The sequence below is a fragment of the Nocardioides sp. Soil774 genome (assembly GCF_001428125.1).
Taxonomy (GTDB): Bacteria; Actinomycetota; Actinomycetes; order Propionibacteriales; family Nocardioidaceae; genus Nocardioides.
In genome coordinates this window covers 59,627-79,072 of record NZ_LMSM01000007.1, presented here as the reverse complement: position 1 = coordinate 79,072, position 19,446 = coordinate 59,627, and the positions used below count along the sequence as shown (strand labels likewise).

Annotated in this window: 21 protein-coding genes; 13 read left to right on the top strand and 8 right to left on the bottom strand. The window is 71.7% G+C overall.

Annotation, left to right across the window (positions count from 1 at the left end; translation table 11 throughout):
* Positions 1–5: 5 nt before the first annotated feature.
* The 5 genes from ASG76_RS10140 to ASG76_RS10120 are packed head-to-tail and all read left to right on the top strand — an operon-like array spanning position 6 to position 3,746.
* Positions 6–800 carry a PspA/IM30 family protein gene (locus ASG76_RS10140; protein WP_200948143.1) on the top strand — a complete coding sequence of 265 codons (795 nt, stop codon included), beginning with the start codon at positions 6–8 and terminating at the stop codon, positions 798–800.
* Positions 797–1,075, top strand: coding sequence for a PspA-associated protein PspAA (gene pspAA, locus ASG76_RS10135; RefSeq protein ID WP_056602422.1), 279 nt, complete (start codon positions 797–799; stop codon positions 1,073–1,075). The genes ASG76_RS10140 and pspAA overlap by 4 nt, the downstream gene beginning before the upstream one ends.
* Positions 1,076–1,084: 9 nt before the next feature.
* Positions 1,085–1,987, top strand: a complete 903-nt coding sequence (gene htpX / locus ASG76_RS10130) for a zinc metalloprotease HtpX (RefSeq protein WP_056602419.1) — start codon at positions 1,085–1,087, stop codon at positions 1,985–1,987.
* Between the two features lie 8 nt (positions 1,988–1,995).
* Entirely contained in the window at positions 1,996–2,568 is a 573-nt protein-coding gene (gene pspAB / locus ASG76_RS10125; protein WP_056602418.1) for a PspA-associated protein PspAB, read from the top strand.
* Positions 2,565–3,746 (top strand): GAF domain-containing sensor histidine kinase, encoded by a 1,182-nt coding sequence (locus ASG76_RS10120; protein WP_056602415.1) that lies wholly within the window; start codon positions 2,565–2,567, stop codon positions 3,744–3,746. The genes pspAB and ASG76_RS10120 overlap by 4 nt, the downstream gene beginning before the upstream one ends.
* Here ASG76_RS10120 and ASG76_RS10115 read toward each other — a convergent pair.
* Genes ASG76_RS10115 through ASG76_RS10105 form a run of 3 tightly spaced genes read right to left on the bottom strand, consistent with a single transcriptional unit; the run spans position 3,743 to position 7,421 of the window.
* Complete coding sequence (locus ASG76_RS10115; protein ID WP_235529504.1) at positions 3,743–4,939, bottom strand: winged helix DNA-binding domain-containing protein; 1,197 nt, start codon at positions 4,937–4,939, stop codon at positions 3,743–3,745. The genes ASG76_RS10120 and ASG76_RS10115 overlap by 4 nt on opposite strands.
* Positions 4,940–4,958: 19 nt before the next feature.
* On the bottom strand, positions 4,959–6,137 hold the full coding sequence (gene nadA, locus ASG76_RS10110) for a quinolinate synthase NadA (RefSeq protein ID WP_056602413.1): 1,179 nt from the start codon (positions 6,135–6,137) through the stop codon (positions 4,959–4,961).
* Between the two features lie 33 nt (positions 6,138–6,170).
* Positions 6,171–7,421, bottom strand: a complete 1,251-nt coding sequence (locus ASG76_RS10105; RefSeq protein ID WP_056602411.1) for an RCC1 domain-containing protein — start codon at positions 7,419–7,421, stop codon at positions 6,171–6,173.
* 62 nt (positions 7,422–7,483) lie between these two features.
* On the opposite strand from ASG76_RS10105, the gene ASG76_RS10100 reads away from it, so the two are divergent.
* Positions 7,484–8,728: a glucose-1-phosphate adenylyltransferase family protein gene (locus ASG76_RS10100; protein WP_056602409.1), complete on the top strand. Its 1,245-nt coding sequence runs from the start codon at positions 7,484–7,486 to the stop codon at positions 8,726–8,728.
* On the opposite strand, the gene ASG76_RS10095 is transcribed toward ASG76_RS10100, so the two are convergent.
* Positions 8,725–9,612: a GNAT family N-acetyltransferase gene (locus ASG76_RS10095; RefSeq protein WP_200948142.1), complete on the bottom strand. Its 888-nt coding sequence runs from the start codon at positions 9,610–9,612 to the stop codon at positions 8,725–8,727. The genes ASG76_RS10100 and ASG76_RS10095 overlap by 4 nt on opposite strands.
* Positions 9,609–10,028 carry an SRPBCC domain-containing protein gene (locus tag ASG76_RS10090; RefSeq protein WP_056602407.1) on the bottom strand — a complete coding sequence of 140 codons (420 nt, stop codon included), beginning with the start codon at positions 10,026–10,028 and terminating at the stop codon, positions 9,609–9,611. The genes ASG76_RS10095 and ASG76_RS10090 overlap by 4 nt, the downstream gene beginning before the upstream one ends.
* A gap of 122 nt (positions 10,029–10,150) precedes the next feature.
* Here ASG76_RS10090 and ASG76_RS10085 point away from each other — a divergent pair, with 122 nt between their 5' ends.
* Entirely contained in the window at positions 10,151–11,233 is a 1,083-nt protein-coding gene (locus ASG76_RS10085) for a glycerate kinase (protein WP_056602405.1), read from the top strand.
* Between the two features lie 149 nt (positions 11,234–11,382).
* Positions 11,383–11,742: an iron-sulfur cluster insertion protein ErpA gene (gene erpA, locus ASG76_RS10080; protein ID WP_056602403.1), complete on the top strand. Its 360-nt coding sequence runs from the start codon at positions 11,383–11,385 to the stop codon at positions 11,740–11,742.
* A gap of 68 nt (positions 11,743–11,810) precedes the next feature.
* Here the strand turns inward: erpA and ASG76_RS10075 are convergent, their stop codons facing one another.
* Positions 11,811–12,065 (bottom strand): hypothetical protein, encoded by a 255-nt coding sequence (locus tag ASG76_RS10075; RefSeq protein ID WP_056602401.1) that lies wholly within the window; start codon positions 12,063–12,065, stop codon positions 11,811–11,813.
* Positions 12,066–12,129: 64 nt separating this feature from the next.
* On the opposite strand from ASG76_RS10075, the gene ASG76_RS10070 reads away from it, so the two are divergent.
* A complete protein-coding gene (locus ASG76_RS10070; RefSeq protein ID WP_056602398.1) occupies positions 12,130–13,116 on the top strand; it encodes a carbohydrate kinase family protein in 987 nt (328 codons plus the stop codon).
* Between the two features lie 13 nt (positions 13,117–13,129).
* Here the strand turns inward: ASG76_RS10070 and ASG76_RS10065 are convergent, their stop codons facing one another.
* Both ASG76_RS10065 and ASG76_RS10060 read right to left on the bottom strand, forming a co-directional pair.
* Complete coding sequence (locus ASG76_RS10065) at positions 13,130–13,369, bottom strand: sulfurtransferase TusA family protein (RefSeq protein ID WP_200948141.1); 240 nt, start codon at positions 13,367–13,369, stop codon at positions 13,130–13,132.
* A gap of 8 nt (positions 13,370–13,377) precedes the next feature.
* On the bottom strand, positions 13,378–14,505 hold the full coding sequence (locus tag ASG76_RS10060; protein WP_056602396.1) for a cysteine desulfurase family protein: 1,128 nt from the start codon (positions 14,503–14,505) through the stop codon (positions 13,378–13,380).
* Between the two features lie 166 nt (positions 14,506–14,671).
* Here ASG76_RS10060 and coxB point away from each other — a divergent pair, with 166 nt between their 5' ends.
* The 4 genes from coxB (at position 14,672) to ASG76_RS10040 (ending at position 19,094) form a co-directional block, all read left to right on the top strand.
* Entirely contained in the window at positions 14,672–15,553 is an 882-nt protein-coding gene (gene coxB, locus ASG76_RS10055; RefSeq protein ID WP_235529502.1) for a cytochrome c oxidase subunit II, read from the top strand.
* A gap of 116 nt (positions 15,554–15,669) precedes the next feature.
* Positions 15,670–17,328, top strand: coding sequence for a cytochrome c oxidase subunit I (ctaD, locus tag ASG76_RS10050; RefSeq protein WP_235529542.1), 1,659 nt, complete (start codon positions 15,670–15,672; stop codon positions 17,326–17,328).
* Positions 17,325–17,723: a cytochrome c oxidase subunit 4 gene (locus tag ASG76_RS10045; RefSeq protein WP_056602391.1), complete on the top strand. Its 399-nt coding sequence runs from the start codon at positions 17,325–17,327 to the stop codon at positions 17,721–17,723. The genes ctaD and ASG76_RS10045 overlap by 4 nt, the downstream gene beginning before the upstream one ends.
* 102 nt (positions 17,724–17,825) lie before the next feature.
* Complete coding sequence (locus ASG76_RS10040) at positions 17,826–19,094, top strand: L,D-transpeptidase (protein ID WP_082587423.1); 1,269 nt, start codon at positions 17,826–17,828, stop codon at positions 19,092–19,094.
* Positions 19,095–19,446: the final 352 nt, after the last annotated feature.

Genomic DNA, 19,446 nt, shown 5'->3' with positions numbered 1-19,446 from the left:
ACCCGATGAGTCTCATGAAGCGCATCAGCCTGATCTTCCGCTCCAAGGCCAACAAGGCCCTGGACAGGGCCGAGGACCCTCGCGAGACCCTCGACTACAGCTATCAGCGCCAGCTCGAGCTGCTCTCGAAGGTGCGCCGCGGCGTGGCCGACGTCGCCACCAGCCGCAAGCGCGTCGAGCTGCAGGTGAACCAGCTCGAGCAGCAGGCCGCCAAGCTCCAGGGCCAGGCCGAGAAGGCCATCGGCGCCGGTCGTGAGGACCTGGCCCGCGAGGCGCTCACCCGCAAGTCGGGCCTGTCGTCGCAGATCACCTCGCTCAAGGAGCAGCAGGCGACGCTGCAGGGCGAGGAGGACAAGCTGGTCCTGGCCCAGCAGCGGTTGCAGGCCAAGGTCGAGGCCTTCCGCACCCGCAAGGAGACCATCAAGGCGACCTACACCGCAGCCGAGGCGCAGACGCGCATCGGCGAGGCGATGTCGGGCATCGGGGAGGAGATGGGTGACGTCGGGCTGGCCATCCAGCGCGCGGAGGACAAGACCGCGCAGATGCAGGCTCGCGGCCAGGCGATCGACGAGCTGATCGCCTCCGGCGCCCTCGACGACGCCTCCCAGGTCAACGCCGGCGACGACATCGCGCGCGAGCTCGACGCGCTCAGCTCGGGCTCCGACGTGGAGGCCGAGCTCGCCCGGCTCAAGGCCGGCAGCGCGCCGCAGGCCATCGAGGCAGGCGACGGCGACATCCTGGCCGACGCTCCCGAGGCCGTGCGCGCCGAGGGCGACGGCACCGAGGGAGGCCGGGCATGATCGTCCGCATCCTCGGCGAGGGCCAGTACGACCTCGACGACCACGCGCTCGACGCGCTCAACGGCCTCGACAACCAGATCGAGCAGGCCGTCGAGTCCGGCGACGAGGCGATGTTCCGCACGGCGCTGCACGGGCTGCTGTCCGCGGTGCGGGCCAGCGGCACGCACCACGAGCTCGACTCCCTCGACGAGTCCGACCTGATCCTGCCTCCGCCGGACGCCACCATCGACGAGGTCCGCGAGCTCCTGGGCGACGACGGCCTGATCCCTGGCTGAGCCCTCCCCATGGCCTCGTCGCGCTTCATCAAGGACACCGGGCTCACCGCCCGGATGACCCTCACCATGTTTCTGCTCGGCGCCCTGTTCGTGGGGCTCGTGGTGGCGCTGATGTACGCGTTCCGGGGCTACTCCTTGCTGATCGCGCTGGTCGCGATCGGCATTGCGTTCTGGCAGTGGTGGAGCTCCGACAAGCTCGCCATGCGCGCCATGCGGGCCCGCGAGGTGACGCCCGAGGAGGCACCCGAGCTGCACGGCATGATCGACCGCTTGTGCGCGCTGGCCGACATGCCGAAGCCCCGCGTCGGGGTGTCCGACATGGCTGCTCCCAATGCGTTCGCGACGGGCCGGTCGCCTGACCGGGCCGTCGTGTGCGTCACGACCGGGATCCTGCAGGCCCTCGACGCGGAGGAGCTCGAGGCGGTGCTGTCGCACGAGCTGAGCCACGTCGCCCACCGCGACGTGCTGGTGATGACGGTCGCGTCGTCGGCGGGCATCGCGGCGGGCCTGCTGATGCGCTTCACGCAGTTCGGGGGCATGGGACGCTCACGCAACAACAGCGCCTTCCCGGCCGTCCTCGTCGCCCTGCTCGTCGGCCTCGTGGCGTACGCCGTGAGCTTCGTGCTGCTGCGCCTGCTCTCCCGCTACCGCGAGCTGAGCGCCGACCGTGCCGGCGCCTACCTGACCCTCAAGCCAGCGGCGCTGGCCTCGGCGCTGCAGAAGATCAGCGGGGAGTCGGCAGCCATCCCGACCCGGGACCTGCGCGCCGGGAGCGCGGCGAGCGCGCTGTGCATCGTGCCGGCCCTGCGCGGCGGCGGGCTGAGCGGCCTGATGGCGACCCACCCGCCGCTGCAGCAGCGGCTCGCCCAGCTCGCCCGGATCCAGGCCGAGCTCAGCCGGCCGACCGGCTGAGGCCCACGATGGGACTGTGGGAGGTGATGCGGGCCAGGACGCAGCCGAAGAAGAACGACCTCGACGCGCTGTTCCTGGTGCCGAGCGCGGCGATCACGCTGCAGACGGCGCTGGGGTTCGAGCCGACCGGCACCGGGTCGGTCTGCTACCGCTCGGCCACCGGCGCCGCCTTCGCCCAGACCCAGGACGACGTCGTGGCCCTGCTGCGCGACGATGCCGACGCGCCGCAGGTGAGCGTCAGCCAGGACGACTACGGCTTCACCTGGCTCGTCGTCAGCGGCGACGGTGATGACATGTCGGCGCTCTGCACCGACCTCCACGCCGTCAACACCACCCTCGAGCTCAACGGCTTCGACAGCGGCCTGCTGTGCTCGATGGTGCCCTTCGCCAACGCGTCGGGCCAGCGGTTCGGACTGACCTACCTCTACAAGCAGGGCACGTTCTACCCCTTCGCGCCCAGCGGGGAGCAGAGCCGCGACACGCTGCTCGAGCTGTCCGTGCGCGACCTGCTCGCCCCCGAGCTGCCGATGGAGCCCGACCTGGGCCGCTGGCTCGCGGTCTGGAAGGCGCCGGGGCTGTGAGCGGGTCCGACGAGGAGCGGCGCGAGCGCGCGCTGGCGGCGTACGACGTCGTGGGCGGGCCGCCGCGGCGCGATCTCGACGCCCTGGTGGAGCTCGCCGCGCAGGTCGCGGGCGTGCCGTTCGCCGCGGTCAACCTGTTCACCAGCGACACCCAGCACCAGGTGGCCACCTCGGGCTTCGAGGGACGGGACTCCCCGAGGGGGAACTCGATGTGCCGCCTGGTGGTCGAGTCTGGCGCGCCCATCGTGCTCGAGGACGCCGCGCACGACGTCCGCTTCGCCGGGAACCCCTGGGTCACCGGCGAGATCGCCGACGTGAAGTTCTACGGGTCGCAGCCGCTGCGCACCCCGGACGGAGTCGTGATCGGCACCCTGTGCGTCTTCGACAACGAGGCCCACCCGGTGACGCCGGAGGCGAAGCGCGGGCTCGCCCAGCTGGCCGACCGGGTCGTCGACGTGCTCGAGCTGGAGCTCGCCTCGCGCAGGCTCGGGCAGCTCAACCTCCGGCTCAACACCTCCAACGAGCGGCTCGCCCACTTCGCCGGGCAGGTCAGCCACGACCTCAAGAACCCGCTCACGTCGGTGTCGCTGTCGCTCGAGGCGCTCGAGATGGAGGTCACCGACCCCTACCACGTCGAGACGGTGTCGCGCGCGCGCCGCGGGGTCGACCGGATGTCGGGCCTGATCAGCAACCTGCTGGAGTTCGCCACGCAGGGTGCCGCACCGGGTGAGGACGTCGTCGACCTCGCGGCCGAGCTCGACTCGGCGCTCGACGACCTGGCGGGCCGGCTGCCCCGGGACGCGGTGCGTGCAGGGGCGCTCCCGCTGGTGCACGGCGACGCGGCCCAGCTGCGGTCGGTGCTGATGAACCTGCTCGACAACGCCGCCAAGTTCGCCCCCCAGGGCGAAGAGCCCGACGTCGAGGTGACGGCCCTCCGGCTCGAGACGCGGCACCGCGTCGAGGTGCGCGACCGCGGCCGCGGAGTGCCGGCCGAGCAGCGCGAGCGTGTCTTCGCGCCGCTCGCCCGCTTGGACAAGACCGTCGACGGCACCGGCATCGGTCTCGCGACCTGCCGCCGGATCGTCGAGGCGCACGGCGGCACGATGGGCGTCGAGGGACGCCCGGGCGGTGGCGCGGTCTTCTGGTTCGAGCTGCCCGCGGGCGCCGAGCAGCCCTAGGACGCCAGGTCGCGCAGCGCCTGCCTCATCTGGCGCGAGGCGTAGATGTTGCCGATCACGGTGCCGTCGAGCCACGCGGTCAGCCGCTCGGCCTCGTGCTCGAGTGCGGCCCGACCGCGGGGTCCGACGTCCTCCAGCAACGAGAGGCGTACGACGCCGGCGTCGTCCTGCACCCAGCAGCCCACGACCCGACCGTCCCACCACGCGGTCGTGCCGGCGTTGCCGTTGGTGTCGAACAGGTGCGGGACGTGCGCGGGGTCGAGGTAGAAGTCGCGCGCCTTCCATCCCATGACGGTCGGGTCGAGCGCCGGCAGCAGCGCGGCCCACGGATCGACCGGAGCAACGTCGTCGAGGTCGTCGGGCAGCACCCAGCCGGTGGTGCCGTCGTCGAGCGACACCTCCTCGGCCTCCACGGTCGCCAGGGCGCGGGTCACCGCGGTCTTGGTCGAGCCCAGCCACCACTGGATGTCGGCGGCCGTGCCGGGGCCGAAGGTGGCCAGCCAGCGGCGCACGAGGGCGGCATAGCCCTCTGCCTCGTCGAGCGCGGGCTCGACCGTGCCCAGCCAGTGCTCAGCGGTGGTCCAGGTCGGCAAGTTCCGCCGCCAGTGACCGCCGTTGCGACCGCGCAGCGCCCGGCCGTCGAGGCCGAGGTGGGTGAGCACCCAGGGGGCCACGGGGACTGGGCGGTCATAGGACTTGCCGCTGTCGCCGCCGACCATCCCGGCCAGCTCCGGCACCCGCGCCCGCAGCTCGGCGGTCGTGGCCGGGCCCGATGCCAGCTCGGCGAGCACCGCCTCGCGGGCCGCGTCGAGCCACGCCTCGCCGTCGTCGGCGATGCCTCCGGCGGCGATGGCCTTGGCGATGCGCTTGCGCTCCGCGGTCGCCACGCGGGCCGACGCACTGCCCCAAGCGGCGGGCAGCAGGTCGCGCGGGAAGACGAAGAGCGTGCGGCGCATGGCGAGCTGCTTGACGACCCGGCGCGAGTCGTAGAGCTCGGCGTCGACGTCCTCCGCCTTCAGGCCCTCGGCCCGCGCGGCCACCGCGAGGTGCACGGTGGCCGCCTCGGTCGCGTGCAGCGCGGTCATCGCGCGCGTGACGTCCTCGACGGTCGTGAGGCGGTGCGCAGGCGCCAGCGCGTGGCGTACGCCGATCCGGTTGCGGCGATCGGCGTCGCTGATGTGGCGCAGTGCCATCGTCGGTCCCCGCCGGCGTTCAGTCGCGGTGCGACTTGCCGGGCAGGTCGAGCATCCGTTGCAGCGCGACGAGCGCGTCGGCCTCGGTCTCGGGGTCGACGGTCACCTGGTTGACGACCGTGCCGGCGACGAGGCTCTCCAGCGCCCACACGAGGTGGGGGAGGTCGATGCGGTTCATCGTGGAGCAGTAGCAGACGTTGCGGTCGAGGAAGACGATGTTCTTGTCGGGGTGGGCGTCGGCCAGGCGCTTGACCAGGTTGAGCTCGGTGCCGATGGCCCAGGTCGTTCCGGGCTCGGCGGCCTCGATCGTCTTGATGATGAACTCCGTCGACCCCACGAGGTCGGCCTTGAGCACCACCTCGTGGGTGCACTCGGGGTGCACGAGGATGTGGATGCCCAGGTGCTGGGCACGCAGCTCGTCGACGACGTCGGCGGAGAAGCGGCCGTGGACCGAGCAGTGGCCCTTCCACAGGATCATCCGGGCACGCCGGAGCTCCTCGGGCGTGAGCCCGCCACCGGGCTGGCGCGGGTCCCACACGACGCACTCGTCGAGGTCGATGCCCATCTGGAGCACCGCGGTGTTGCGACCGAGGTGCTGGTCGGGGAGGAAGAGCACCTTGGCGTCGCCGTCACCCTTCTGCGCGAAGGCCCACTCGAGGGCGACGTCGGCATTGGACGAGGTGCACACCACGCCGCCGTTGCGCCCGCAGAACGCCTTGATGTCGGCGCTGGAGTTCATGTAGGTCACCGGCACCACGCTGTCCTGGATGCCGGCGTCGGCCATGGCGTCCCAGGCGTCCTCCACCTGTCGCAGGCGGGCCATGTCGGCCATCGAGCAGCCGGCCGCGAGGTCGGGCAGGACGACCTGCTGCGCGGGCGAGGTGAGGATGTCGGCCGACTCGGCCATGAAGTGCACCCCGCAGAAGACGATGAACTCCGCGTCCGGCCGCGCGGCGGCGTCGCGGGCGAGCTTGAAGGAGTCGCCCGTGACGTCGGCGAACTGGATGACCTCGTCGCGCTGGTAGTGGTGGCCCAGGACGAAGACCCGCTCGCCCAGCGCCGCCTTCGCGGCCCTGGCGCGCTCGACGAGGCCGGGGTCGGACGCTGCCGGGAGGTCGCCGGGGCACTCCACGCCGCGCTCGGCGTCGAGGTCACGGCCCTTGCCGAGGGGGAGGAGCGGCAGGTCGACGAGGCTCATATGTCGATCCTAGGCCGCGGCACTGACAGCTGGTCACCGCGCCCGGACCGGCGTGAGCCGGTCGTCGAGTCGTCCGTATCCCAGCTCTCCAGCGGTGCCCGAGCCCCAGCACCACACCGAGGCGTCGCGCTGGAGCCCGCAGGTGTGCGTGCCCGCGAGGGCGACCGAGGCCCAGCGGCCCGGCAGTCGGTGGGGGGTGAAGCGGGGCTCGAGCGAGCCGTTGCCCACGTTGCCGTACTCGTTGCTGCCCCAGCACCACAGGCGTCTGTCGGTGCGGATCCCGCACGTGTTGTCGGCCCGGGTCAGGACGGAGACCCAGCGGCCCGGGAACCGGTGGATGCCCACGACCTGCGCCGGTGCGCCGCTGCCGACGGTGCCGACGCCGTCCCAGCCCCAGCAGGCGGCTCGGCCGCGCGTGGTGACGCCGCAGGACGCGCCGGCGCTCGTGCTCACCTCCCGCCAGCGCCCGGGGAGCGTGCTGATCCCCGCGACGTCGCTCGGCGACCCCGGACGGACCTGGCCGTTGGTGTTCTGGCCCCAGCAGGCCGCCCGGCCGCTCGGGCGCACGCCGCACGCCGAACTCTCGCCGGCGTCGATGGTGCGCCAGCGGCCGCGGATGCGCTGCGGGTCGCCGGTGTCGGTGTTGTTGCCGTTGGCGAGCTGGTCGTAGAGACCCCAGCCCCAGCACCAGCCCGACGCGTCCCGCTTGATGCCGCAGGAGGTCAGACCGGGTGCCACCGACACGAACCCCCGGCCGACGAGGTGCGGCTCCAGGGCGTAGACGCCGTCGACCCCGCCCGCCTGCTCGTGGTTGTCCCAGCCCCAGCACAGCAGGGCGCCGCTGGTCCGGATCCCGCAGGTGGTCGTCCCGGTGGTGCGGATCTCCCGCCAGCGCCCCGCGACCCGCTGCGGCTCGACGACCGGGTAGCCGGTGATCGGGCGGGCGATCTGGCCCAGCTCGTTGCGTCCCCAGCAGTAGCCGCGCCCGCGCGTGCGTACGCCGCAGCTGACGCCGTCGGCGTTGCTGAACTGCGACCAGCGGCCCTCGATCCGGCGCGGACGCGGCACCTTGCCGTCGTCGTCGACCGGACCGAGCCCGCCGGAGGCGTTGGAGCCCCAGCACCACACCCGTCCCCGCGACGCCGTCGCGCAGGTGCCGCCCCACGAGGTGGAGACAGCAGTGAAGGCCGGCGCGCTCCTGGTCCGCTCCGCGGGCTGCGCAGCCGCACCCGGTGCGAGCAGCGCGGCGACGGTGACGACAACGGCAAGCAGGACCCCCGGCATCCCTGCATCCTCGACGCCGGGCGGGGTCCGCGCCATACCCGCAGGAGTGCCATGCTGCGGCCATGACGCGACGCGGTGAGGTGCTGGCCCTGGTCCAGGCGGGCGGCCAGGGATCCCGGATGGACGTGCTGACCCGCGAGCGCGCCAAGCCCGCGCTGCCCTACGGCGGTGTCCACCGGCTGATCGACTTCGCCCTGTCCGGGCTGGTGCACGCCGACCTGGCGGACGTGTGGGTGTCGCTGGAGTACCAGGTGACCTCCATCGACGACTACCTCTCGGGCGGCCGGCCGTGGAGCCTGGACCGCAACCGCGGGGGATTCCGGCGGATCGTGCCGCAGACCGGCACGGGGCCCGCGACCGAGAGCGGCTTCGCCCACGGCAACGGCGACCTGTTGCTGCGCATGTCGGCCGACATCGCGACCTTCGGCGCAGACACGCTCGTGGTCTGCAGTGCCGACCACGTCTTCAACATGGACCTCGCGCCCGTGATCGAGGAGCACGTCGCCGCCGGCCGGGTGGCCACGGTGCTGACGAGCGAGGTGTCGAAGAAGGACGCCGCCGACAACGTCGTCGTGCTCGCGGGCAGCGACGGCACGGTCACCGGCATCGAGCACAAGCCGTCGCGGCCCTCGGCCGGCACGGTCGCGACCGAGATCTTCGTCTACGACACGCACGCCCTGCTCACCACGTTGCAGGAGCTGCGCCACGAGCTCGCGTCGCAGCAGGACCCCGAGGACGCCGCCGAGGGGGACAGCGGCATCGGCGACTTCGGCGAGCACCTGCTGCCGCGCCTGGTCGGGACCGGGAAGGTCGCCGCTGTGCCCCTCACCGGGTACTGGCGCGACGTCGGCCAGCCCGGCCTCTACCTCGAGGCGCACCGCGACCTGCTGCGCGGCAAGGTCGACGTGTTCGACCACCCCGGCCGTCCGGTCATCTCCCACTGGCCCGACCGTCCCGCGGCGCGGGTGCGCGGCACGGGGGAGTGCCACGACTCGGTGCTGTCCCCGGGCTCGGACGTCGCGGGCCTCGTCGTCGGCAGCGTCCTCGGCCCCGGTGTCGTGGTCGAGAAGGGCGCGGAGGTCCACGACTCGGTCGTCATGGAGGACTGCGTCATCCGGGCGGGGGCCGTGGTGCGCACGACCGTGCTCGACGAGCGCTGCGAGGTGGCTGCGCGGGCCCGGGTCGGGGCCGAGCCCACCCGTCGGGTCGCCCACGACGACGACCTGGTGCTGGTGGGCCGCGACTCCCGGGTCGCGGGCAGCGTGGGCGCGGGCGCGCGTCTGGAGCCCGGCTCCGCTGCTGGCTAGAGCAGCGACCCGTGGTGCAGGTAGGGCGCCGGGGGCGACATGTGCCGCACGCACAGGTAGCCGTTCTGGTGGATCGCAAGGCGCGCCGCCAGCCCGACGTCGAGCGCCCAGGCGTTCGCCGCGGTGATGTGGTGCACCGACACCTGCGCGCCGGGGGTGGACGAGGCCAGCGCCTCCCACATCAGCCGCGCCGCCGTACGCCGGTTGGTGGCAGCGAGCAGCGCGGGCGCGCCGTCGGTGTCGACGTAGGCGTAGCCCGAGCCGGTCGTGTCGTCGATGACGGCCAGGCGGAACTGGGCCAGCAGCAGCTCGTGGTCGGAGAGGTGGGCGGCACCGCGGGTGCGTCGGTCGATGGAGTCGAGCAGGTCGATGTCGGTGCTGCTGCCCTCGCGCACGCGCTCGACCACGGGGATCGCGCTGCGGTCCACGACCCCGCTCAGCAGCATCTGCGGGTGCAGGTCGAAGCCGGCGAGCCGGTAGCGGCGTACGGCGCCGGGGTCGGCGCTCGCGGCGAACATGCCGCGCAGGCAGCGGCGGCCGTGGTGCATCGACGCCGCCATGAGCTGGGTGCCGATGCCGCGGCCCTGGTGAGCGGGGGTCACCGCGAACGAGGCCAGGATCCACATCAGCTCGCGCACGCGCGACACCGCGCCCCCGACCACCTCACCGTCGACCTCGGCCACCCAGCACCCGGCGGCGTCCGTGCGCAGCGCCGCCCTGGTGCGGCTGATCCACGCGCCGTTGCGTGCCGGAGGCCGGCGTACGGGATCGGGCCACGCGCGCTGGAAGGTGCGGGCGTCGACCTCGTAGTAGGACGTGGCCGTGATGTCGGCGAACGCCTCGAGGTCGTCCTCGCGCATCGGCCGCACGACCGGCGCGGTCACGACACGAAGGCGGCGTAGCGCGCGAGGAGGTCGTCCCAGTGGGTGTACTTCGCACGGACCTGCTCCGAGCCGTCGGCCCAGTCGCTGTGCACGAGCCGGACGCGGGTGCCGGTGCCCTCCTCGGTGAAGCGCACGTCGAGCCGCGTGGGCTCCGCCTGGTCGTGGCCGAGCCAGAACTCCATGACGAGGTGGCCCAGCGGGTCCCAGCCGTCGACCCGGCCCCAGGTGTAGCGCTGGTCGTCGTCGTGGACGGTCTCGACCGGTCCGTCGGGGTCGATCGCGATGCTGCTGAAGGTCGGCGGGTCGGGGGTGAGCATCGGGTCCCACCACTCGCCCATCTGCGCGGTGAAGCCGACGAAGGCCTCCGTGGGGGTCACCGGCACGGTGACCTCGGCGACGATCGGCTCCAAGCTCATGCGCGTACTCGCTTCGCTCCGTGCGCGCACGAGGCACATGGGGCGCTGTGTCCGATGATTCGCTCGCTCCGCTCGCTCATGCCCGCAAGCATGCCTGACAGGGCGCTGCAAGGATGGGCGCCATGCGCGTGCTCATCGCCCCGGACAAGTTCGCCGGCACCCTCACCGCGGTGCAGGCAGCGCGGGCCATCGCCGAGGGGTGGGCGCGCCAGGCCCCCGGCGACGAGCTGGACCTCGCGCCGATGGCCGACGGCGGGCCCGGCTTCGTCGACGTGCTCCACGCCGCGCTCGGCGGTGAGCTCGCGGCCGTGACCGTCTCCGGGCCGCACGGCGACGCCGTGCCGGCGGCGGTGCTGGTGGTCGGTGGCACCGCCTACGTCGAGAGCGCCCAGGCGGCCGGGCTGCACCTGGCGGACGGCGACGTGGAGTCCGCGACCAGCCGCGGCGTCGGCGAGCTCGTGCTCGCCGCCGTCGACTCCGGCGCGCGGACCGTGGTCGTCGGTCTGGGCGGCTCGGGCACCAACGACGGCGGTGCCGGGGTGCTCGCCGCCCTCGGCGCCACCGCCGACGTCGCCCTGGACGCCGGTCCCGCAGCCCTCGCAGCGGTGACGGAGGTCGACCTGTCCCGCGCCCGCGAGCGCCTCTCCGGGGTGACCCTGGTCGCGGCGAGCGACGTCGACAACCCCCTCACCGGCCTCTTCGGCGCCACCAAGACCTACGGCCCCCAGAAGGGCGTCGCCGAGGAGCGCATCGCCGAGGTCGACGGCTGGCTCGAGGCGTTCGCCACGGCCACCGACCGGCGTACGTCGCTGGAGAAGGGCGCCGGGGCCGCCGGCGGCATGGGCTATGCGCTCATGGTGCTCGGCGCCACCCGCGAGCCCGGCATCGACCTGGTCGCGGACGCCGTCCAGCTCGCCTCCCGCGCCCGCTCCGCCGACCTGGTGGTGACCGGCGAGGGCGCCTTCGACTTCTCCAGCCGGGCCGGCAAGGTCCCCTACGGCGTGGCCGGGGTGGCCTCGGAGGCGCTGCGGCCCTGCATCGCGCTGGCCGGGCAGGTCCTCGTGGGCTCGCGCGAGATGCGCGCGCTCGGGATCGAGTCGGCCTACTCGCTCGTCGACCTGGTGGGGGAGGAGCGGGCCCTCGGCGCCCCGGCCGAGGCGCTCGCCGAGCTCGCCCAGCGGGTCGCGCGCACCTGGTCCAGGTGAACCGGCTGGCCCGGCTGGCGCCGTGCTGCGCCGCTCACACCGCAGTGCGGCCGGCGACTCCGTCGCCGGCCGCTCGCGGCGTTCAGGGAATAACCCGGCGTGTGCGACCATTGCAATGAGCACTACACCGAGACCTCTGGAGTGATGAGATGACCGAGCAGGTCGAGACCACCGAGCGCCGCACCGACCAGATCAACCTGTCCGCGGTGGCCGCCGGCAAGATCAAGAGCCTCCTCGAGCAGGAGGGCCGTGACGACCTGGCCCTGCGCATCTCCGTGCAGCCCGGTGGCTGCTCGGGCCTGCGCTACCAGCTCTTCTTCGACGAGCGCACCCTCGACGGTGACGTCACCACCGACTTCGACGGCGTGACCGTCGTGGTCGACCGGATGAGCGTCCCCTACCTCAACGGTGCCGAGATCGACTTCGTCGACACCATCGAGAAGCAGGGCTTCACGATCGACAACCCCAACGCCACGGGCTCGTGCGCGTGCGGCGACTCGTTCCACTGATCAGTCGCTGACCTCAGCAGCATGACGAAGGGCCCCAGCCGATCGGCTGGGGCCCTTCGTCGTACGCGTCAGTCGAGGTGCAGGTGCAGCGCGCCGGCCAGCCGCGCGGCCGCGTCGGAGACCCGGATCTCGCGCTTGCCCACCTCTGCGGGGTAGTCCTCGAAGCGGATGCTCGGGGGCGCGGCCGCGACGACCCGCGCGATCCGCTCCAGGCGCAGGTTCTGACCGGTCGCACGGCAGTCGGCGGCCATCTCGGCGGGGGAGGCGAGCTCGTCGTGGACCAGGTGGGAGGGGCGCACGGATCCGGGCTGCGGTGTCGTCATGCCACCGACGCTATTGGCTACTGCGTGGTATCCCGAGCTCTACCGGAAGGTAGTGTTTCGCGTCGTGTCCCTCCTCGTTGCCGGATCCATCGCGACCGACCACCTGATGTCCTTCCCGGGCCGGTTCGCCGACAGCCTGGTCGTCGACCAGCTCGACAAGCTGTCGGTGTCCTTCCTGGTCGAGGACCTGGAGGTGCGCCGCGGCGGTTGCGCCGCCAACATCTGCTTCGGCCTCGGCAACCTGGGCCTGCGCCCGGTGCTGGTCGGCGCCGTCGGCGAGGACTTCGCCGACTACCGCGCGTGGCTTCAGCGCCACAACGTCGACTGCGACTCCGTCCACGTCTCCGAGACGCGTCACACGGCCCGCTTCGTGTGCACCAACGACTCCTCGATGGCCCAGATCGCGAGCTTCTACGCCGGCGCCATGAGCGAGGCGCGCGAGATCGAGCTCAAGCCGATCGTCGACCGCGTCGGCGAGCCCGACTACGTCATCATCGGCCCCGACGACCCCGAGGCGATGCTGCGGCACACCGAGGAGTGCCGCCAGCGCGGCTACGCCTTCCTGGCCGATCCGTCCCAGCAGCTCGCGTTCGGTGACGGCGACCTGATCCGCCCTCTCATCGACGGCGCGGAGATCCTGTTCTCCAACGAGTACGAGGCCAGCCTGATCACCCAGAAGACCGGGTGGAGCGCCCAGGAGGTGCTCTCGCGCGTGGGCACCTGGGTCGTGACGCTCGGCCCGGCCGGGGTGCGCATCGACCGCCAGGGCGAGGAGTCCGTCGTCGTCCAGGCGGTGCCGGAGATCGAGAAGGTCGAGCCCACCGGCGTCGGCGACGCGTTCCGCGCGGGGTTCCTGGCCGCGCTGAGCTGGGGCCTGGGCCACGAGCGTGCCGCGCAGCTCGGCTGCCTGCTGGCCGTCTACGTCGTCGAGCAGGTCGGCACCCAGGAGTACGAGATCTCCCGCAGCGCGTTCCTGGAGCGCTGCGGCGCGACCTACGGCGACGCCGCGGTCGCCGACTTCGAGCCGCACCTGCGCACGATCCGGCCCTGACGGCCGGACCCACTCAGCCCACGCGTCGTACGACGAAGCGCGGGGCGCCGTCGTCAGCGGTGTCCGCGCCGACGTAGTCCTGCCCCTTCATCCGGCACCACGCCGGCACGTCGACGGCCGCGGCGGGATCGTGGGCCACGACCGCGAGCAGCTCACCGACCTCGACGTCGCCGAGTTGCCGGGCGAGCTCGATCACCGGCATCGGGCAGGGCAGGTCGCGACAGTCGAGCTCGAGGGCCACTTCTTCGTTCACCTGCTCGTTCACATGCCCACCCGCGACCTGATCTCGGCCACCACGCCCGGCAGCGCGTCGCAGAAGGCGTCGACGTCCGCGCGCGTGGTCTCGCGCTGCAGCGAGAGCCGCACGTTGCCGTGCGTCAGCACCCCCATCGCCTCCAGCACGTGGCTCGGGGTGAGCGTCGAGGCCGTGCAGGCCGACCCGCTGGCGATGCCGAAGCCACGTCGGTCCAGCTCGGTCACGAGCGCCTCACCGTCGACGTAGAGGCAGGAGAAGGTCACCAGGTGGGGGAGTCGTCGGTCGGGGTCGCCGACGACCTCGACGTCGGGCACCTCGGCCGCCACACGACGACGTACGACGTCCACGAGCTCGTGCTGCCGGGCACCGACCTCCTCGCGCTCGGCGACGACCGCCTGCAGCGCGGCGGCCGCGGCCAGCACCGCCGGGACGTTCTCGAAGCCGGTCGAGCGCTCGTCGACCCGGTCGTCGCCGGGGAAGGGGTTGCGCCAGCGGGCGCGCTTGCGCACCAGCAGCACCCCGACGCCGGCCGGGCCGCCCCACTTGTGCGCCGAGCCGGCGGCGGCCGCCCAGCCGTCGGGGAGGGGCAGACGGCCCATCGAGGCGCAGGCGTCGGTGAACAGGGGGACGTCGTTGGGCAGCTCGAACCCGCCGACGTCCTGCACGGTGCCGACCTCGTGGTTCGCCGTCTGCAGGGCCACGACCCCGACCCCGGGGGAGCAGGCGTTCTCGACGAGGTCGCCGTCATAGACCCGGCCGTCGCCCATCACGCCCACCTCCACCGCCCGGGCGCCCCAGCTGACGGCGTGCCTCACCGCGGAGTGCTCGACGGCCGAGTGGACGACGACGTCGCCGCGCCGCGACCCCCTCACCAGCCCCAGCAGTCCCAGGTGCACCGCGTGGGTGCCGCTCGGGGTGAAGGTCACCTCGTCGGGGCGGACCCCCAGCGCGTCGGCGGTGGCCTCGCGGGCGTTGTCGAGCAGCAGCCTGGCCTCGCGGCCGGCGCGGTGCAGCCGGCGCGGGTCGGCGTACCCCCGTTCGAGCGCCGCGAGCAGCACGTCGCGGGCTGCCGGGTGGAGCGGCTCGGCAGACGCGCTGTCGAGGTCGGTCCGTCCGGTGGCGCGCCCAGTCACAGTGGCAACTTATGCCACGCACACGTGGCGCCTCTCACAGATCGGTCGACACCCGACCCTGCCCCCCACGACGTGGGTGGTTGGGGATACCCTCTGCATGTCGAAAACGGTCCGAGAGAGAGGCTCGTCAGTGGGTCTGCAAGTCCCCAAGCTTTCGGGCGCGCCGGTGCGGCGTTCCCTGAAGGTCGCGCTGCTGGGCGTGACGATGCTGGTGCTGGCCGGTTGCTCCGAGGCCGACACCCACCAGATCAAGAACCTCGCCATGCCTGACCGGGCCACCGCCCAGGGCCCCTTCACCTACGAGCTGTGGAAGTGGGCATGGGTCGCCGCCATGGCGACCGGCATCATCGTGTGGGGCCTGATCTTCTACGCCGTGGTGAAGTTCCGCCGCCGCAGCGACGACGAGGTCCCGCGCCAGACGCGCTACAACCTCCCGCTCGAGGTCTTCTACACGATCGCCCCGGTGCTGATGTGCGTGGTGTTCTTCTTCCACACCGTGCGCGTGCAGGACGAGATCGTGGCGCTCGACAAGCAGCCGGACCTGACCGTCGAGATCATGGGCCAGCAGTGGTCGTGGACGTTCAACTACGGCGTCGGCGAGCAGGACCCGACCGCCACCGGCGAGGACGGCAGCTTCGCCTACGGCGACTACGTCTACACCTCCGGCACCGGGCGCGAGATCCCGACGCTGGTGCTTCCCGTCGACCAGACGGTGCAGTTCAACCTGCACTCGCCCGACGTGATCCACGACTTCGGCGTGCCGTCGTTCCTCGTGAAGATGGACGTCATCCCCGGTCGCGTCAACAAGTTCCAGGTGACGCCGACCGTCGAGGGCAAGTACGTCGGCAAGTGCTACGAGCTCTGCGGCGTCTACCACTCGCGCATGCTCTTCAACGTCGAGGTCGTCAGCCAGGCCGACTACGAGGCCTACCTCGCCAAGCTCGGCGACGCCGGCCAGAGCGCCGACGAGCCGCTCCTGGGCGGATCCGACGCCACCACGCAGACCGGGCTGGACGAGAGTCAGTCCCAGGAAGGGAGCCAGGAGTGAGCGCTCCAACCGTCACCCAGTCGCAGCGCACCTCGCCGGGCGAGCCGCCCCGCAAGGCCCTCGGTCAGCAGGCCGTCCGGATCCTCACGACGACCGACCACAAGCTGATCGGCAAGATGTACCTGATCACGTCGTTCGCGTGGTTCCTGATCGCCGGCCTCATGGCCATGCTGATCCGTTCCGAGCTGGCCTACCCCGGTCAGCAGGTCGTCAACGAGCAGCTCTACAACCAGCTGTTCACCATGCACGGCACGATCATGCTGCTGCTCTTCGCGACGCCGCTGTTCTTCGGCTTCGCCAACGTGATCATGCCGCTGCAGATCGGCGCCCCCGACGTCGCGTTCCCGCGCCTCAACATGTTCAGCTACTGGCTGTTCCTGTTCGGCGGGCTCATCGCCGCCTCGGGCTTCCTCACGCCGCAGGGCGCGGCCGACTTCGGCTGGTTCGCCTACACGCCGCTGTCCGATGCCGTACGCAGTCCCGGTGTCGGCGGTGACCTCTGGATCATGGGCCTATGGATGGCCGGTCTCGGCTCGATCCTCGGTGGCGTCAACTTCATCACCACGATCATCTGCATGCGCGCGCCCGGCATGACGATGTTCCGGATGCCGATCTTCGTGTGGAACACCCTCGTCACCAGCATGCTCGTGATCCTGGTCTTCCCGATCCTCGCCGGCGCGCTGCTCTCGCTCGAGGCCGACCGCATCCTCGGCGCCCACGTGTTCGACCCCTCGCACGGCGGGCCGATCCTGTGGCAGCACCTGTTCTGGTTCTTCGGCCACCCCGAGGTCTACATCATCGCGCTGCCGTTCTTCGGCATCATCACCGAGATCCTGCCGGTCTTCAGCCGCAAGCCGGTCTTCGGCTACGTCGGCCTCGTCGCCGCCACCCTCGGCATCGCGATGCTGTCGGTCGCGGTGTGGGCCCACCACATGTTCGTCACCGGTGCGGTCGACCTGCCGTTCTTCTCCGGCATGACCTTCCTCATCGCCGTGCCGACAGGGGTGAAGTTCTTCAACTGGATCGGCACGATGTGGGGCGGATCCCTGTCCTTCGACACCCCGATGCTGTGGGCGATCGGCTTCCTCACGACCTTCCTGTTCGGTGGCCTCACCGGCGTCATCCTGGCCAGCCCGCCGCTGGACTTCCACGTGTCCGACTCCTACTTCGTGGTCGCGCACTTCCACTACGTCGTCTTCGGCACCGTGGTGTTCGCGATGTTCGCCGGCTTCTACTTCTGGTGGCCGAAGATGACCGGCAAGATGCTCGACGAGCGTCTCGGCAAGGTCCACTTCTGGATCCTCTTCATCGGCTTCCACACCACGTTCCTGGTGCAGCACTGGCTCGGCGTCGAGGGCATGCCCCGTCGCTACGCCGACTACCTGCCGCAGGACGGCTTCACCACGCTCAACCAGATCTCCACGGTGGGTGCCTTCCTGCTCGGTGCCTCCACGCTGCCGTTCCTCTACAACGTCTACTCCTCGTCCAAGGGTCCGAAGATCGAGGTCGACGACCCGTGGGGCTGGGGCCGCTCGCTCGAGTGGGCGACCAGCTGCCCGCCGCCGCGCCACAACTTCGTCAGCCTGCCGCGGATCCGCTCGGAGTCGCCGGCCTTCGACCTCCACCACCCTGAGATCGCGCTGATGGAGCTCGACCACAACGAGGCCGAGGCCAACGGCGACGTCGCCGACGCCCCGGACGTGCACGGGCGCGAGGAGATGCTGCGCGACCGTGTCGAGGACAACCCCACCGCGACCGAGGAGGACAACCGATGAAGGCCGAGTCCTGGATCTTCGGGATCACCGCCCTGTTCATCGCGGTGGTCGCGCCGGCCTACTGGTTCCTCTCCGAAGACCCGACCGGCACGTCCGCCCTCGTCATGACCGCGCTGCTCTTCGGCATGGTCACCCTCTACCTCGGGTTCCACGCCTCGCGCATGGACCCGCGACCCGAGGACCGCAAGGACGGCGAGATCGCCGACGGCGCCGGTGAGCTGGGCTTCTTCCCGCCCTACTCCTGGTGGCCCCTGTGGTGCGCCCTGGCCCTGGGCGTCATCGTCTACGGCACCGCCCTCGCCGCGTGGTGGCTGGTGTTCATCGGCTTCAGCATCGGCGCGATCGTCGTCAGCGGCTTCATCTTCGAGTACTACCGCGGGGAGCACGCGCACTGATCCGTCGCTCGCCGTCTTTGGGAGAACCCGTCCACGCCGTAGGCTGGACGGGTTCTTCCTGTTCCACCTGATCGTCTGCTCGTCCTCTGGGGGGTACGTCGCATGCGCACACGCGCACCCGGTTCCACCACCGTGTCCACGCCCGACCCCGCGCGCACTGCACGGCGTCGGGCTGGTCAGCGGCGTACGGCCCTCGTGGCGGCAGCCCTGGCGCTCACCGGCAGCCTGGTCGCCTGCAGCACGACGTCCGACGGCCCGGCCGCCAGCGGCAGCGGCAGCGGAGCCGGTGCGTCCGGCGCGTCCGAGACCCCCCGGGTCGACCCCGTGCGCCTCGACACCAGCTTCGCCGACCCGACCTCGGTCCCGATCGACCGCCCCGTCACCGTTCGCACCTCGGGAGGCACGCTCGCCGACGTCGAGGTCACGTCGGCAGCCGGTACGCTCACCGGCAAGGTCAGTGACGGCACCTGGACGTCCTCGACGCTCCTCGAGCCCGGCACCGACTACACCATCACGGCGGACGCGACCCGCTCCGACGGTCAGAGCGTGCAGCGCACCCGCAGCTTCCACACCGTCGACCTCACCCTCGACGAGCAGACCTTCGCCGCCGTCGCCCCGCTCAACGGCGAGACCGTCGGCGTCGGGATGCCCGTCATCGTGACGTTCGACCTGCCGGTCACCGACAAGGCGCTGTTCGAGAAGCACATGCGCGTGACGAGCACGCCGGCCCAGAAGGGCTCGTGGTACTGGCTCAACGACCGCGAGGCCCACTTCCGCCCCGCGACGTACTGGCGGGCCGGCACGGAGGTCTCGGTCGACCTCGACATCAACAGCCTGCCCGCCGGCAACGGGATCTACGGCCAGGAGTCGCGGGAGGTCTCCTTCAACATCGGCGACGCCCACGTCTACAAGGTCAACGCCCAGACGCACCAGATGCAGGTCTTCTCCAACGGCAAGCTCCTGCGCACGCTCCCGATCACCACCGGCAAGCCCGGGTTCGTCACCCGCTCGGGCACCAAGGTCATCATCGAGAAGTTCGCCAAGAAGCGGATGAACTCCGAGACGGTCGGCATCAACCGCAACAGCCCCGAGGCCTACGACATCGACGACGTGAGGTGGGCGATGCGGGTCACCTACTCCGGCGAGTTCATCCACGCCGCGCCCTGGTCGGTGGGCTCCCAGGGCTACGCCAACGTCTCCCACGGCTGCACGGGCATGTCCACCGCGGACGCCGGTTGGCTCTACGCGATGAGCCGCCGCGGCGACGTCGTGGAGTACACCGGCACCGACCGCCAGATGACGCTCGAGAACGGCTACGGCGACTGGAACCTCTCGCCCGCCGACTGGAAGACCGGCTCCGCCCTCTCCTGAGCCGTGACCCAGCCACGTTCTGGTGGCTGTGAGTGTGGATGGACCACCGCCACGGACCGCCAGCGGTGTGTGAGGCGGCTTCCGTGCGCGCAGAAGTCGCCTCACGCACCGCTCGCGGGTGCGGCGCACGCCGGGGGAGCGGTGCGCTCGCGGGTCGGCGTACGCCACCAGCGGTGCCCCACCCACGTTCTCCTCGTGCGAATGCGGGTGGTCCACCGCCACCGACCGCCAGCGGTGTGTGAGGCGGGTATCCGGCGCGCAGAAGTCGCCTCACGCACCGCCCACAGAGGACGTACGCCGACCAGGCAGGGGCGCCAACGACGAGGGCCCGCCGGGGATGATCCCGGCGGGC

Coding starts and splice junctions, on each gene's coding strand:
- ASG76_RS10140 (WP_200948143.1), top strand. CDS start 6: ATGAGTCTCATGAAGCGCATCAGCCTGATCTTCCGCTCCAAGGCCAAC.
- pspAA (WP_056602422.1), top strand. CDS start 797: ATGATCGTCCGCATCCTCGGCGAGGGCCAGTACGACCTCGACGACCAC.
- htpX (WP_056602419.1), top strand. CDS start 1,085: ATGGCCTCGTCGCGCTTCATCAAGGACACCGGGCTCACCGCCCGGATG.
- pspAB (WP_056602418.1), top strand. CDS start 1,996: ATGGGACTGTGGGAGGTGATGCGGGCCAGGACGCAGCCGAAGAAGAAC.
- ASG76_RS10115 (WP_235529504.1), bottom strand. CDS start 4,939: ATGGCACTGCGCCACATCAGCGACGCCGATCGCCGCAACCGGATCGGC.
- nadA (WP_056602413.1), bottom strand. CDS start 6,137: ATGAGCCTCGTCGACCTGCCGCTCCTCCCCCTCGGCAAGGGCCGTGAC.
- ASG76_RS10105 (WP_056602411.1), bottom strand. CDS start 7,421: ATGCCGGGGGTCCTGCTTGCCGTTGTCGTCACCGTCGCCGCGCTGCTC.
- ASG76_RS10100 (WP_056602409.1), top strand. CDS start 7,484: ATGACGCGACGCGGTGAGGTGCTGGCCCTGGTCCAGGCGGGCGGCCAG.
- ASG76_RS10090 (WP_056602407.1), bottom strand. CDS start 10,028: ATGAGCTTGGAGCCGATCGTCGCCGAGGTCACCGTGCCGGTGACCCCC.
- ASG76_RS10085 (WP_056602405.1), top strand. CDS start 10,151: ATGCGCGTGCTCATCGCCCCGGACAAGTTCGCCGGCACCCTCACCGCG.
- erpA (WP_056602403.1), top strand. CDS start 11,383: ATGACCGAGCAGGTCGAGACCACCGAGCGCCGCACCGACCAGATCAAC.
- ASG76_RS10075 (WP_056602401.1), bottom strand. CDS start 12,065: ATGACGACACCGCAGCCCGGATCCGTGCGCCCCTCCCACCTGGTCCAC.
- ctaD (WP_235529542.1), top strand. CDS start 15,670: ATGTACCTGATCACGTCGTTCGCGTGGTTCCTGATCGCCGGCCTCATG.
- ASG76_RS10045 (WP_056602391.1), top strand. CDS start 17,325: ATGAAGGCCGAGTCCTGGATCTTCGGGATCACCGCCCTGTTCATCGCG.
- ASG76_RS10040 (WP_082587423.1), top strand. CDS start 17,826: ATGCGCACACGCGCACCCGGTTCCACCACCGTGTCCACGCCCGACCCC.